We start from the raw sequence: 13,505 nt of genomic DNA on the forward strand, positions 1-13,505 counted from the left end.
TAAATTGCAATCTATCCCAAAATGACCGATTCGCCGAGAGTTGCGCCTAAAAACGGAAGAACCATTTTCTTGGCTTCGGTCGTATTCGAACCTTTGTGGAAAATTCGGCATTCCGCCTCATTTGGGGAAACGACTTCGATCTCCCGATATTCCTGCGGCGCATGCCATTCGAAATAGATCGTCGAATTGACGCTGGGGTGAACTCGATCAGGAGCCAATTCCCCAATCGCTTGCAGTTTTTGGGTGAGACGGATCGCACCTTCAACTAATGCTGAAGCAGGCGCCAATGTTCCTTCGCCATCCCAATCATCCTGAAGGCCGAAAAGTAAAGCCACCTGATCCTGAATTGCTTTCCAATCCGAGTTAAATTTGGACGCCTCTGGCACCTCGGCATCATTCCCGGGTCGGGAAAAATTTGAAGCGCCTGAAGTCGTGAGATTTAAAGTGCCCATTTACAAAGGCCTTTCAAGACGGATTTTCATTCTTACTATCATCTTGCCTAAAAAGACTCTGCAACTCAAGCCAGATATTGCACGGAAAGAGACCCGGAGGGAACAAAATTCAGGAACTGCCGAATGCGAGAACGTCTATGTCCATGAACAACCTCTCCACTTCTACCTAGTGCTCCGAACACCTTCCTGCTAATTTGCAATTAGAGGCCCACGCCGCAGAGGAGAAAACTTGTCATGAAATCCACCGTAGAAGAAATCCGACGACGCTTCGACTTGGATGTCGACCGCTTTTCCAACCTGGAGACCGGCCAATCCGCCACCATTGACGCCCCGCTTGCCATGGAACTCGTCGCCAGCGCGGCCGCAGCTGCCACGCCGAACGCCCGACACATCCTCGATGTAGGCTGTGGAGCCGGCAATTACACTTTGAAGGTTCTGCAATTGCTGCCCGAAATGGATGTCACGCTGATCGACCTCAGCCAGCCCATGCTGGAACGAGCCCGGGAACGGGTCAGCCGGGCGACCAGTGGCCGGATCAATTCGATTCAGGGGGACATTCGGGAAACCCAACTACACGATACCAAGTACGACATCATCATTGCCGCCGCCGTGCTGCATCACTTGCGAACGGACGGAGAATGGCACGAAGTTTTCTCGACCTTCTATCGCATTCTCCGGCCCGGCGGCTCGATCTGGATTTTCGACCTCATTGAGAGTTCGATTCCATCCGTGCAGCCGATCTTCTGGAAGAAATATGGAGATTATCTCACTCAATTGAAGAATGAGATTTATCGCGACCACGTCTTCGATTACATCGCGAAGGAAGACACACCTAAACCATTGATGTACCAACTCGATTTATTGAGGAACGTAGGGTTTTCGCAGGTAGAAATCCTTCACAAAAATCTCTGCTTCGCGGCGTTTGGAGCCATGAAAAGTTAAAGTTTCTGCCTCGCGCAAATTGACGTTTCGACAAATCGCATCGGCGCAGGACGCTTTCGACTGGAGAAATTCTTGGCGATTTTATTTTTTCCGATCTAGTGAAAATCCGATGGATCTGTTATCGAATTGACATGTGATCGTGGAAGTATCGAGAATCGGAGCAGATGGATGACCGCAGCTTACCGGGGCAATGGCTGTGTAGATAATTTGCAGAATCTGCGGGAGTTAGAGAATCCCGCTCCTTTGTCCACCATGAACGCAAATCTCAAAGGAAAGACGACTTCCGTCAGTTATTTTCGGCGTCTGGTCATCGACCTGATGCACTTCAGCAAGAAAATTCCCAGCGTGACTCTTGAACGCCGGATGGAACTAGGCAAGTTGATGGCCGCGCGCAAGGCCTGTTCGCAATCGCCGACCTGGTCCTCGATCTTCACGAAAGCGTATGCCATCGTCTCTGCCCGGCACGAAGTTTTGCGAACCGCTTATTTAACCTTTCCCTGGACGCGGTTTTATACGCACCCCAAGACCGTCGCGACGCTGGCCGTGGATCGGCAGCTGGATAACGAGAGAATCGTCATTTACGCCCACGTGGAAGACGCGGAAAAGAAGAGCCTGAAGGAACTCGATGCCATCATCGAAGAGCATCGCACGACACCAGTGAAAGAGATCTCTTCCTATCGCGTCTCCGTTCGACTGAGCCGGGTGCCCTGGCCGTTCCGAATGCTGGTTTGGATCTGGGGCCTGAATATGTACGGTTCCAGCCGCTGCAAGTATTTCGGTACGTTCGGGATGTCATCGGTCGGCTGCCACGGCGCGGGAATTTTGCACCTGATTCCATTGCTGACTTCCACGCTTCATTACGGCATGTTCCAGCCTTCCGGGGCTTTGGACATGCGGTTGTCCTTCGATCATCGCGTCATGGATGCCTCCACCGGCGCAATGGTGCTGGCCGAAATGGAAGAAGTGTTAATCAAACAGATTCTTCCAGAGTGCTTGGAGCAGACGCAGCTATCGGTCGCCGCCTGATACCGCTTTCGAGCGTTGGGGAGAACTTTGGCCAAACATCATTTTTTGAATTACGAGAAGAAGACGCAACCGCTACTGAGCCGTCCTGAGTTCGCCCGGCGCGTCTTCCGCAATTTCGCCGCTTCCTCGCTCCTTATCGGCCTTTCTCTATTTGGCGGCATGCTCGGCTACCGCTGGCTGGAAGGCCTCGAGTGGATTGACGCCTTCGAGAACGCTTCCATGATTCTTTCCGGCATGGGCCCCGTCGCCACCATGCAAACCTGGGGTGGCAAGCTCTTCGCGGGCCTTTATGCCTTGTACAGTGGGCTAGCCTTAATCATGGCCGCGGGACTTCTCTTCGCTCCCATCGTGCACCGGTTATTGCATCGCTTTCACATCGAGGACGAGGGGGGATGAGTTTAGGGGATATCTTCCCAATCAATTTTCGGTAATCCAACCAGTTCGCGGCCATAATCCACGCAGGCTCTGCTAATCGCCGTATGAGCGAACCTCTTGGATTCAAATTGAAAGATTTGGAAACCCTTTGGCATGCCAAATTTAATATGTCGTAGGATTTCCTCAGGAAGAAAGTGAAGATCAATTTTATAGCTCAGTTCGTACTGGATGCTGGAACGAGGGATTATTTGCGGCAACTCTGGAAACTCCTTATCCGCGTTAGTGAGGATTACCTCAGTGATAGGATGATACGAAAAAAGAAATTGAACCGCGATCAGAAAATCAGTCAAGGTACCACAAAACCTTGTTGCTTTACCGTTCGCTGGGAGTTTGAACAACCCATCAAGGTTAAGATCAGAAGTATTCGACGTGTTGTCAGAAAATCTCTCCAATTCGTCCAAATTGAACTCGATCAGAAGCTGCCCGCTCGCTCGCAATTCGTCGGCCTGCGCAACATGTCCTTGCTCTTCCAGCCAATCAGCGTAAATCGATCGCAAAGTCGAATCGAACGGATGTTCGCATATCCGGCGAAGGAAGATAGAAGAAATGTCGTCAAAAAATTCCGCTCTCACGCCCCCCTCCTTCTAGTTCCATAATACTATTTCCGTCGATCAGAAGTAGCGATGGGGCTCTAATTTAGTACTTGCTTCTGCTCTAAAGTATCCGCATTGGTCCCTTCCCAACAATGCAGTTATTCAACTCCCTCCCTATAATCACTCTCCAGAATTGTTTTCGTTTTTTTGAGACCTGCATGACGCTACTGCTAACGGCCCGGGAGATTTCCAAGAGCTACGCCCACAAGTCGCTCTTCACTCACCTCAACATCGATCTGCGCGCCGGGGAAAAGATCGGACTCATCGGCCCCAACGGAGCCGGGAAATCGACCCTGCTCAAGATCCTCGCGGGCCTGGAAACGGCCGATGAGGGCGAACGAACCCTCCGTCGGGGGTCTCGTGTTGGCTACCTCGCCCAGGACGATGTTTTCCCCCCCAACCAGACCTGCGAAGAAGTGGTGATCGCTGGCCTGGCCAACGATAATCTCGAAGAACACGAAAAAAGCACCCGGGCAGCCATCGCTCTTACGCAAGTTGGTTTCGCCGACACAGAACAAAAAGCGGAAACTCTCTCCGGCGGCTGGCGTAAACGGCTCTCCATGGCTCGCGAACTGGCCCGCCAACCCGATTTCCTGCTCATGGACGAACCGACCAACCACCTCGATCTGCCGGGGGTAATCTGGCTCGAAAAATTGCTCCGTTCAGCCTCCTTCGGCTATCTGGCCGCCACACACGACCGGGCTTTTCTGCGAGCCATTGCCGATGAGGTGATTGAAATCAATCGCAGCTATCCAGAAGGCGTTTTCCGGGTTGCAGGCTGCTACGACGATTTCGCCGAAAAAAAAGAAGCTTTTCTGGAAGCCCAGGAAAAGTTCCGCGACGCCGTAGCCAATCAAGTCCGCCGGGAAACCGACTGGCTCGGCCACAAAGCCCGGGCCCGGACTCGCAAAGCCAGCTCCCGAATTCAAGCAGCGGCCGACCGACGCGAACAACTCTCGGAACTCAACTATCGGACGGCCTCCCAACAATCGGCGGGTATCGATTTTGCCGCGACCGGCCGACAGACCAAAAAACTGCTGACCGCTACCGGAATATCCAAATCCCTGGGTGGGAAAAAGCTTTTCTCAAATTTGGATGTGATGTTGATTCCTGGTATGAAACTGGGACTCCTTGGGGCCAACGGCAGCGGCAAAAGCACGATCTTGAAGATCATTGCCGGGCAAATGGAATCGGATACCGGCACCGTGGTTCGGGCCGAAGGTCTTAGAACAGAAGTTTTTGAGCAAGGCCGATCTTCCCTCGATCTTTCCCTTTCTCTACGAAAGTCACTCACTCCGAACAGCGACACCGTGATGTTTCGCGATCAGCCGGTGCATGTGGCGAGTTGGGCCCGACGGTTTTTGTTTTCCCCCGAACAGTTGGAACTGGAATTGAGTGCCTTTTCCGGCGGCGAGCAAGCCCGAGTCCGGCTGGCTCAGTTGATGCTCCGGCCCGCCGATATTCTGCTCCTGGATGAACCGACGAACGATCTCGATATCCCTGCACTGGAGATGCTCGAGGAAAATCTCGAAGAATTTCCGGGGGCGTTGGTCATGGTCAGCCACGACCGGGATCTGCTCGACCGGATCTGCACGGAAGTGATCGGCCTGGATGGCCTGGGTAACGCGGCTGCCTACGGCAGTGTCGATCAATGGCTGAAAGTTTATGAAAAAGCCCAATCTGCGATAAAAACGGAAGCAAACAAGGCGGCCAGCAAGGCTGCAAGTAGCTCCTCTTCGAGCAAAAGCAAAAAGCTGAGCTACAAGGAACAGCAGGAATTCGACGGTATTGAAGCGAAGATTCTGCAAGCGGAGCAGAATGTCGCCGTTCGCGAGGCCGAGGTGGAGAAAGCCTCCAATTCCGGCCATGCCGTATTGAATGACGCCTGCAAGCAATTGGAAGAAGCCCAACGAGCAGTGGAAAAGCTTTATGCCCGCTGGTCGGAGCTGGAAGCGAAGAAAAACTCGGGCTGATGGGTTTGATGTTTTTTAGAAGTTTTTAGAAGTCATATAACCGCAGAGCACGCCGAGGGCGCAGAGAATAACCGTTAGAGATTTTTTTTTCACCACAGAGTACACCGAGAGCACTGAGAGTAACTTCTCTTCGTTATATATTTGCTGCGTGATCAGCCGCTTCTCTGTTGAAAATGCTCTGCATTTTCAACGACTTACAAGAACTATCCCCCAGCCACAGAATCCCCTCCGTGTTCTCCGTGCCCTCTGTGGTTAAAATCCTTCAATCACAACAACGTTAGAGACACGCATCGAAACCGGAACCACTCCCCCCTCCGTCCACTTTTTTCCTTCTCACCTCTGCGAACTCTGCGGCTTCAGTCTTTCTCAAAACTTTTACCACCGAGAGCACAGAGAGCACAGAGAGCACAGAGAGTCGCCTCGTTCCGCGGCCAGGCTTCCCACACTCTCAATGCCCTCTGTTGAAAATGCTCTGCATTTTCAACGACTTACAAGAACTATTCCCCAATCACAGAATCCCCTCCGTGTTCTCCGTGCCCTCTGTGGTTAAAATCCTTCAATCACAACAACGTTAGAGACACGCATCGAAACCGGAACCACTCCCCCCTCCGTCCACTTTTTTCCTTCTCACCTCTGCGAACTCTGCGAACTCTGCGGTTTCAGTCTTTCTCAAAACTTTTACCACCGAGAGCACAGAGAGTCGCCTCGTTTCGCGGCCGTGCTTCCCACACTCTCAATGCCCTCTGATGAAAATGCTCTGCATTTTCAACGACTTACAAAATCTATTCCCCAGCCACAGAACCCCTCACTGCTCTCGGTGCCCTCTGTGGTTAAAATCCTTCAATCCCAACAACGTTAGAGAAACGCATCGAAACCGGCGCCACTCCCCCCTCCGTCCACTTTTTTCCTTCTCACCTCTGCGAACTCTGCGAACTCTGCGGTTTCAGTCTTTCTCAAAACTTTTACCACCGAGAACACAGAGAGCACAGAGAGTCGCCTCGCTTCGCGGCCATGCGTCCCACACTCTCAATGCCCTCTGTTGAAAATGCTCTGCATTTTCAACGACTTACAAAATCTATTCCCCAATCACAGAATCCCCTCCGTGTTCTCCGTGCCCTCTGTGGTTAAAATCCTTCAATCCCAACAACGTTAGAGAAACGCATCGAAACCGGAACCACTCCCCCCTCCGTCCACTTTTTTCCTTCTCACCTCTGCGAACTCTGCGAACTCTGCGGTTTCAGTCTTTCTCAAAACTTTTACCACCGAGAACACCGAGAGCACAGAGAGTCGCCTCGTTTCGCGGCCGTGCTTCCCACACTCTCAATGCCCTCTGTTGAAAATGCTCTGCATTTTCAACGACTTACAAAATCTATTCCCCAGCCACAGAACCCCTCACTGCTCTCGGTGCCCTCTGTGGTTAAAATCCTTCAATCCCAACAACGTTAGAGAAACGCATCGAAACCGGAACCAGTCCCCGGCGGATCGTCTTCTTCCTGCACTCCCAACGACCTCCGTGGTATCCGATTTGAGAAATACAGTTAACCGCCTTAAGTTCTCCTCTTTCTGTCTGCCTTTTGCTAACGAAGTTCCGTAAATTCTCAAAGGGGGCCGATTCCCGGAATTTATCTTGTATTCCTCGCCAAGAAAGGTCTGAAATGCTAGTTTATCGTCGGTTAGCTCTACCCGTACTCTGCTTATGGGGGTTGTTCGCTTCCACCAGCAAACTCCCAGCACAAGAAGCCGCCAAAACTGGCCCCTTTTCCATCGACCGAATCAAAACCGATGTGAAATATCTCTCCAGCGATCTCCTCCAGGGTCGCGGCGTCGGCACTCGCGGCGAAGAACTGGCCACCGATTATATTGCTGAGCAGTTCAAGAAGGCCGGCTTGAAGCCCATGGTTGGCAAAGCGTCCTATTTCCAGCCGGTGCCATTAGTTACCGTCACAACCACACCCACAACGACTCTCAGCTTCAGCAAGGGAAACGATATTACTCTGCTGAAGCTCGAGGACGAATTTGCTGGGATGAGTTACAGCCAGAAAGATGAAGATTTCGAAGCCGAAGCTATTTTCGTCGGGCATGGGATTACTGCCCCGGAATTCGACTGGGATGATTACAAGGATGTCGATGTAAAAGGCAAAGTAGTGGTGCTGTTCACCAACGAACCACCTTCGGACGATCCCAAATTCTTCGCCGGCAAAGCCCTCACCTACTATGGCCGGTGGACTTACAAATACGAGGAAGCCACCCGCCGTGGTGCCAAAGCCGCCCTGATTATTCACACGGCCGAAACCGCCGGTTACCCTTATGGCGTGGTGAAGAAACTGACCGGCGCCCAGATCCAGCACGAAGAAAATGCACCCGCCCTGGCCTTTGCCGGTTGGCTATCCTCGACTGCAGGCGACAAAGTTCTGGGTAGCATTGGCCTGAATGTCGACACGGCCTTGAAACAGGCCAATACCAAAGGTTTCAAAGCGAAAAGCCTGGGGATCACGGTCAAGGGACACATCGCCAGCACCGTCAAGAAGGTCTCTTCCAAAAACGTGGTGGGTCTTGTCGAAGGCAGCGATCCCGAACTGAAATCGGAGATCGTTCTATTCACGGCCCACTGGGATCATCTCGGTGTGGGCAAATCCTCGGTCGGCGGCGAAGCGATCTTCAACGGAGCACTGGATAACGCTTCGGGTTGTGGCATCCTCATCGAAATGGCCCGTACCTGGGCCTCCCTGAATCCCAAACCGAAACGCTCGGCCCTGTTCCTGGCGACGACGGCCGAGGAAAGCGGATTGCTCGGGGCTTTATACTACTCCCAACATCCGCTTATTCCTCTGGGCCGCACGGCCATGAACTTCAATTTCGACACAGTCTCCCCTATTGGGGAACCCGAATCGATTGTGCTCAGCGGCGCGGAAAGAACCACCAGCTGGTCGATCCTGCAAAATATCGCTGCTAAGCACCATCTGGAAATCGAACCCGACAAGCGCAGCCATCTGGGCTACTATTACCGGTCGGATCACTTCGCCATGGCTCGAGGGGGCGTACCGGCTTTCTCCGTGGGTCGTGGGGAGAAAATTAAAGGTAAGCCAGCCGATTTCGCCAAGAAAGCCAGTGAAGATTTCATTGCGAACATTTATCACAGCCCGAACGACAAATACAAAGAAGAGTGGGATTTCACCGGCTACCCGGTGCTGATGGGATTCGCTTTGGATGCCGCGAAGGAAATTGCCAACGCCAAGTCGATGCCGACCTGGAATCCGGGAGATGAGTTCCTGGAGGCTCGAATCAAGAGCGGCGTCAAATAATCAGGAACCGAGGAAAGGCACTGGCAACAGGAAGGCGTGTTGTTCGTAGAGCGTAACAACACCATTCCAGCTGGTGTATTGCGAGAAGAAAACGACGAGAACGTAAACTCCAGCAATCGGTAAAAGCGGAATCCGCCCCGTCCAGCGGAAGAACCAGTGCCGGGGTTGCGTTCGCCGATTGGCCAATCCCACCGCCCAACCCATGAAAAGCCTGGCCGGGAAGATGAAGAGCATGAAGATCAACGCCGGGAGCCAGCGGGTCTCACGCGGCAAGGCTTCCACTTTTAACAAATAAAGCGGCAACGCGAACAACAGGGTTAGAAAAAACGCCAAGGTGAAGGCCCACGGGGCGTTTCGATACGTTCGTCTAACGGCCCGCAATTCAAACATCGCACTAAAGCGATTTTCTGAGGCCAGCCGCAATTGCAACAGGGGCAGATAGAGAATCACCAAGGCAAGTAACAACCCACCGACGACTCCGACAAAAGGAGCCGCTTTGAAATGGGCATGTCCCATGGCCAGCAGCGTGACCGGTATAAACAGCCAGACGAAGGCTCCGGCAAAGCCGCGCAGTCCCAGCCAGAAAAAGTACGGCAGTCGGAGCGAAATGACAAAGTCCCAAGTGGCGTCACGTGCCCGGGCGTAGCTATCCCCCCGGCGAAGTTCTCGCATCACCGAGAGGAAATTGAACGGCCAAAGAAAGTAACGCAGTTTGCCGCCGCGAGCAATGGCCATGGCGATGTGAACAGCGGTTAAGGCCGCGAGAAGATACACACCCATCCGCCAATCGGCTGCTTTACGACTCCCCGGATTGATAATCTCGGCACTAATCGCAATATCGCTCAAAAACCGGATCGGTAGCACCAGTAGCCAGCTAGCCGCTACCGCAATCCCCAAACGACTGGCCAGACGAATACCGATAAAGCCATCGCGAATCCGGCCGCTACGACTGATGCGGGCCGCCGATTCAAGCATGTATCCGAGGCTCAAAAATTGCAGAATGGGAATCGCTGCCAGAAAGGCCAAGGCCACCAGCATGGAAACGAGGCCAAAAATCCACTGCACCCCATGGACGAATACCTTCAGAACCGAGCTAGGTGGGGAAGATTTTTTTTCGATAGGGTCTTCGAGAGTGACTTCCGGGGGCGAATCGAGCCAGACCATTCGAGAATCCAGCACAGGCGGCCGAGTGCCCGCAACGGAGGATTCAGGAATCGGTGGTCGGCTTTGCATGAAAAATATTACCTTCGCTCCCGGCCGAGGTTTCAGAAAAACTAAATTCCGCGGAACGAAACCGGAAGAGATTTTCAATGGTAGTATACTTTCAGACAACTCTGGGGAGGTGTTCCCGATGTGGCTGAAGAATCTGTTATTTCTGGGCTTACTGGCGGGCGGCGGACTGACGCTGGCCGCTAATCTGCTGCCGCCCCGGCATGGCAAAGCGCTATCGAACTATCATCCGGAAGCCTATAAGACAGCCGATTTTCAAAATACCGTTCACAACGTAGACGGTTCGTTTCGCAAGTTATGGGAAGCGGAGAAAATTCAACCGACTACTCCCGCGACCAATCTCGCTATCGCCCGCCGTTTATCCCTCGGCCTGATGGGAACCCTTCCTTCCCTCGAAGAAATTCGCCAGTTCGAATCTCTGCCAACCGAAGAGCAGATTCCCTGGTGGATCGACCATATCCTGCAGGATCGCCGCTATGCCGACTATTTTGCGGAACGGTTGACCCGGGCGGTGGTCGGCACGGAGGATGGGCCTTTCATTTTCTTTCGCCGTCGCAAATTCGTCTCCTGGCTCGCCGATGAGGTTTTTCAAAATCGCCCGTACGATCAAATCGTTCGGCAGTTGATCGCCAGCGAAGGCATCTGGACCGACAAACCAGCCACCAACTTCATCAGCGTCACCATTGAGCCGGAAAAACAGAATCAGCCGAACCCGGTGCGAATCGCCGGCCGAGTGACCCGCGCTTTCCTGGGAATTCGACTCGATTGTGCCCAGTGCCATAACCATCCTTTCGCCGAATGGAAACAGGCCGATTTTGAGGGCTTTGCCGCCTTCTTCGGCCAGACCCATGTGAGTCTGCGCGGCATTACCGATGGAACGGGTGATTACGAAGTCGAAGATATGAAGACGCAAGCTAAGCGGATGGTGGCTCCAAGGGTTGCGTTCTCGCCGGAACTTTTACCGAACGAAGGAACCTTACGGGAACGGTTAGCCACCTGGATAACGCATCGCAAAAATCCTTATTTCGCCAAGGCCGCCGTGAATCGAGTCTGGGCCATCCTCAACGGTCAGCCTTTGGTTGCCCCCATCGACAACCTGCAAACCGATGGATTTATTCCGCCCGCCTTGCAAATCCTGGCCGACGATTTTGCCGAGCATAATTACGACCTTCAACGCTTGATTCGAATCATCGCTCGCTTGCAGGTCTACCAGTTGGATAGCCAGTGCGAGCATGATTCTGGCGAGACCCTTGCCAGAACTTTGGGAATCTTCCCTCTCACCCGGTTGCGACCGGAACAGATGGCCGGAAGCATCCTGCAAGCATCTTCTGTAACGACGAGCGATCTCGATTCCTACATCCTGCTCCGCCTGATGCGTTTCGGGCAACAGAACGAATTCCTGAAACGCTACGGCGATAGCGGGGATGACGAATTCGATAATCGTGGGGGCACTATTCCGCAAAGGCTGACGCTGATGAACGGCAAACTAGTCGAAGAGAAAATTAAGGAAAGCCCGCTGAATGCCAACACTCGCATTAAATGGCTGGCCGCTGATGATGCCCAGGCGGTGGAATCGGCCTACCTGGCCTGTCTGACTCGCCGGCCAACGACAGAAGAATTGCAATATTTTGAAAATCTCCTGAAAGACCCGACGATAACTCGCGGCCAGGCGCTGCAAAATCTCTTCTGGGCTCTGATCAATTCCACGGAGTTCTCATGGAACCACTAAACCGCCGTCAGTTCTTTCGCAACACAGCCGCCCTGGCCGGAGCCACCTGGCTGACACCCGTGAGTCAATGGCTGGCCCGCGCGGATGAAAAAGCCCCTCATCGAGCCACGGCCAATTCCGTGATCGTCCTCTGGATGGCGGGCGGCCCCAGCCAACTGGAAACTTTCGATCCGCACCCGAACACCAATATTGCTGGCGGCACGACCGCTATCAAAACGGCGACCAAAGATATTCAGCTGGCTAAAGGCTTTGAAAGACTCGCCGAGGAAATGGCCTCGGTTTCAATCATTCGATCGATGATGAGCAAGGAAGGCGACCACGAACGGGGAACGTACGCCCTGAAAACGGGATTCCGACCTGACCCCACCGTGATCTACCCCGCCCTGGGAGCGATTGCCTGCCACGAATTGGCGATCGGTAAAACCGAAATCCCCAGACACGTCAGCATCCTCTCTTCGCAATGGCCAGCGCGCGGCGGCTACCTCGGCGATAAATACGATGCTTTTCTGATGGATGACCCTGCTAACCCGGTGCCCGATACCAAATCCTTTCTGCCCGCAGCTCAGGAACAGAAACGACTGGAGAGCTTGAATATTTTGGATCGCGCCTTTTCGCGCGGCCGAGAGAAACGGGTGGATGAGACACTGCACCGCGAGACGATTCAAGGCGCTCTGAGGATGATGAGCTCGGAACAACTGAAAGCCTTTGATGTGTCCTCCGAACCTCGCGAACTACGCACTTCCTATGGCGATACCCCGTTCGGGAGAGGTTGCCTGGCCGCCCGGCGCCTGATTCAAGCCGGTGTACGCTGTGTGGAAGTCACGCTGAGTGGTTGGGATTCGCATGTGAATAATCACACGATTTGCAGTAACAACCTCAAAATACTCGATCCGGCATTCAGTACTCTGATTCGCGACCTGCGGGAAAAAGGGCTTTTAGAAAAAACGATGGTTTTATGCATGGGAGAATTCGGGCGAACACCTGTGATCAATCCCGCCGGTGGCCGCGACCACTGGCCGACGGGCTTTAGTCTCGCCCTGGCAGGCGGCGGCATTCGCGGCGGACAAGTGATTGGCCAGACCGATCCGGAAGGTAAGCATCCGCCGGCAGATCCGGTCAAGGTAGGTGATCTGCACGCCACCGTGCTATCCGCACTTGGCATCGATTACAAGAAGGTCAACGAAACGCCAATCGGTAGAACCATCCGCTTCAGCGAGGGGGAGCCAATTCCTCAGCTGGTGAAAAGCTGATTCATCCGGTTGAAGGCAAAACCCATTAAGTTATTCTGGAATAAAGAATACATCGCCTGGATTGGTAGATCGGGTGTTGGGGACAGTTTTGAAAAGCAGATCGTAGATGGACATTTCGAACAAATCTCTTCGAATTAGAATCAAATCGTAAGCGCCAAAATATAAAGAACTGAGGCAGATGAGGGGAAACAGAAATTTCGAATAGCATCCTATTTTTCCTTTACTTTTTGAGTCGCAATTGATTTATTATGATAGCTAGTACACGAGGGATGAATCTTGCCCGAAGATAAACCATCAGAGCCGCCTCTTAACAAAGATAACCAATTGCGGCCTGCGGACGCAGCATCCAATCCTTTATCGGATCTTGCGGCCGCCATTAGCACTCCGGCGGAGCATGCGGAAACCCACCCTACTATCCAACTGCCCCAAGCCAATTCAGATGGAATACAGGATTCCGAAAAGACAGGTTCGTTTAGAACAGCCGGAAATTCTAAGACAATTTCAACTTCAAAAGCAAATGAACCTGTTTCCTCGCAGATAGAAAAAGCCTGCGAGATATCCATACCCGGCATA

At 52.9% G+C, this 13,505-nt stretch carries 11 protein-coding genes; 7 read left to right on the plus strand and 4 right to left on the minus strand.

Annotated features, from left to right (window positions below; translation table 11 throughout):
• Positions 1-11: 11 nt before the first annotated feature.
• The gene (locus KIH39_RS10305) at positions 12-386 is read right to left on the minus strand and encodes a hypothetical protein (protein WP_213499243.1); all 375 of its coding nucleotides are present in this window, start codon (positions 384-386) and stop codon (positions 12-14) included.
• Positions 387-686: 300 nt separating this feature from the next.
• Here KIH39_RS10305 and KIH39_RS10310 point away from each other — a divergent pair, with 300 nt between their 5' ends.
• The 3 genes from KIH39_RS10310 (at position 687) to KIH39_RS10320 (ending at position 2,816) form a co-directional block, all read left to right on the plus strand.
• On the plus strand, positions 687-1,394 hold the full coding sequence (locus KIH39_RS10310; protein WP_213499244.1) for a class I SAM-dependent methyltransferase: 708 nt from the start codon (positions 687-689) through the stop codon (positions 1,392-1,394).
• Between the two features lie 168 nt (positions 1,395-1,562).
• Positions 1,563-2,420 carry a hypothetical protein gene (locus KIH39_RS10315; RefSeq protein ID WP_213499245.1) on the plus strand — a complete coding sequence of 286 codons (858 nt, stop codon included), beginning with the start codon at positions 1,563-1,565 and terminating at the stop codon, positions 2,418-2,420.
• A 27-nt stretch (positions 2,421-2,447) separates the two neighbouring features.
• Positions 2,448-2,816: a hypothetical protein gene (locus KIH39_RS10320; protein ID WP_213499246.1), complete on the plus strand. Its 369-nt coding sequence runs from the start codon at positions 2,448-2,450 to the stop codon at positions 2,814-2,816.
• 2 nt (positions 2,817-2,818) lie between these two features.
• Here KIH39_RS10320 and KIH39_RS10325 read toward each other — a convergent pair whose 3' ends face one another.
• Positions 2,819-3,427 (minus strand): TIGR02996 domain-containing protein, encoded by a 609-nt coding sequence (locus KIH39_RS10325; RefSeq protein ID WP_213499247.1) that lies wholly within the window; start codon positions 3,425-3,427, stop codon positions 2,819-2,821.
• Positions 3,428-3,606: 179 nt separating this feature from the next.
• Between KIH39_RS10325 and KIH39_RS10330 the strand changes: the two genes are divergently transcribed.
• Both KIH39_RS10330 and KIH39_RS10335 read left to right on the plus strand, forming a co-directional pair.
• Complete coding sequence (locus KIH39_RS10330; protein ID WP_213499248.1) at positions 3,607-5,421, plus strand: ABC-F family ATP-binding cassette domain-containing protein; 1,815 nt, start codon at positions 3,607-3,609, stop codon at positions 5,419-5,421.
• 1,655 nt (positions 5,422-7,076) lie between these two features.
• Positions 7,077-8,723 (plus strand): M28 family peptidase, encoded by a 1,647-nt coding sequence (locus KIH39_RS10335; RefSeq protein WP_213499249.1) that lies wholly within the window; start codon positions 7,077-7,079, stop codon positions 8,721-8,723.
• On the opposite strand, the gene KIH39_RS10340 is transcribed toward KIH39_RS10335, so the two are convergent.
• Positions 8,724-9,887, minus strand: coding sequence for a hypothetical protein (locus KIH39_RS10340; protein WP_213499250.1), 1,164 nt, complete (start codon positions 9,885-9,887; stop codon positions 8,724-8,726).
• Positions 9,888-10,074: 187 nt separating this feature from the next.
• Here KIH39_RS10340 and KIH39_RS10345 point away from each other — a divergent pair, with 187 nt between their 5' ends.
• Both KIH39_RS10345 and KIH39_RS10350 read left to right on the plus strand, forming a co-directional pair.
• Positions 10,075-11,682, plus strand: coding sequence for a DUF1549 domain-containing protein (locus KIH39_RS10345; protein WP_213499251.1), 1,608 nt, complete (start codon positions 10,075-10,077; stop codon positions 11,680-11,682).
• A complete protein-coding gene (locus tag KIH39_RS10350; protein ID WP_213499252.1) occupies positions 11,670-12,932 on the plus strand; it encodes a DUF1501 domain-containing protein in 1,263 nt (420 codons plus the stop codon). Before KIH39_RS10345 ends, KIH39_RS10350 begins: the two co-directional genes overlap by 13 nt.
• A 209-nt stretch (positions 12,933-13,141) precedes the next feature.
• Here the strand turns inward: KIH39_RS10350 and KIH39_RS10355 are convergent, their stop codons facing one another.
• Positions 13,142-13,504 (minus strand): hypothetical protein, encoded by a 363-nt coding sequence (locus KIH39_RS10355; protein ID WP_213499253.1) that lies wholly within the window; start codon positions 13,502-13,504, stop codon positions 13,142-13,144.
• Position 13,505: the final 1 nt, after the last annotated feature.

Origin of the sequence: Telmatocola sphagniphila (assembly GCF_018398935.1) — a bacterium.
Lineage (GTDB): Bacteria > Planctomycetota > Planctomycetia > Gemmatales > Gemmataceae > Telmatocola > Telmatocola sphagniphila.

Excerpts from the sequence above, each read along its gene's own strand:
- KIH39_RS10345 (WP_213499251.1), top strand. The coding sequence starts at position 10,075 with ATGTGGCTGAAGAATCTGTTATTTCTGGGCTTACTGGCGGGCGGCGGA.
- KIH39_RS10335 (WP_213499249.1), top strand. The coding sequence starts at position 7,077 with ATGCTAGTTTATCGTCGGTTAGCTCTACCCGTACTCTGCTTATGGGGG.
- KIH39_RS10315 (WP_213499245.1), top strand. The coding sequence starts at position 1,563 with ATGACCGCAGCTTACCGGGGCAATGGCTGTGTAGATAATTTGCAGAAT.
- KIH39_RS10310 (WP_213499244.1), top strand. The coding sequence starts at position 687 with ATGAAATCCACCGTAGAAGAAATCCGACGACGCTTCGACTTGGATGTC.
- KIH39_RS10350 (WP_213499252.1), top strand. The coding sequence starts at position 11,670 with ATGGAACCACTAAACCGCCGTCAGTTCTTTCGCAACACAGCCGCCCTG.
- KIH39_RS10355 (WP_213499253.1), bottom strand. The coding sequence starts at position 13,504 with ATGCCGGGTATGGATATCTCGCAGGCTTTTTCTATCTGCGAGGAAACA.
- KIH39_RS10340 (WP_213499250.1), bottom strand. The coding sequence starts at position 9,887 with ATGGTCTGGCTCGATTCGCCCCCGGAAGTCACTCTCGAAGACCCTATC.
- KIH39_RS10330 (WP_213499248.1), top strand. The coding sequence starts at position 3,607 with ATGACGCTACTGCTAACGGCCCGGGAGATTTCCAAGAGCTACGCCCAC.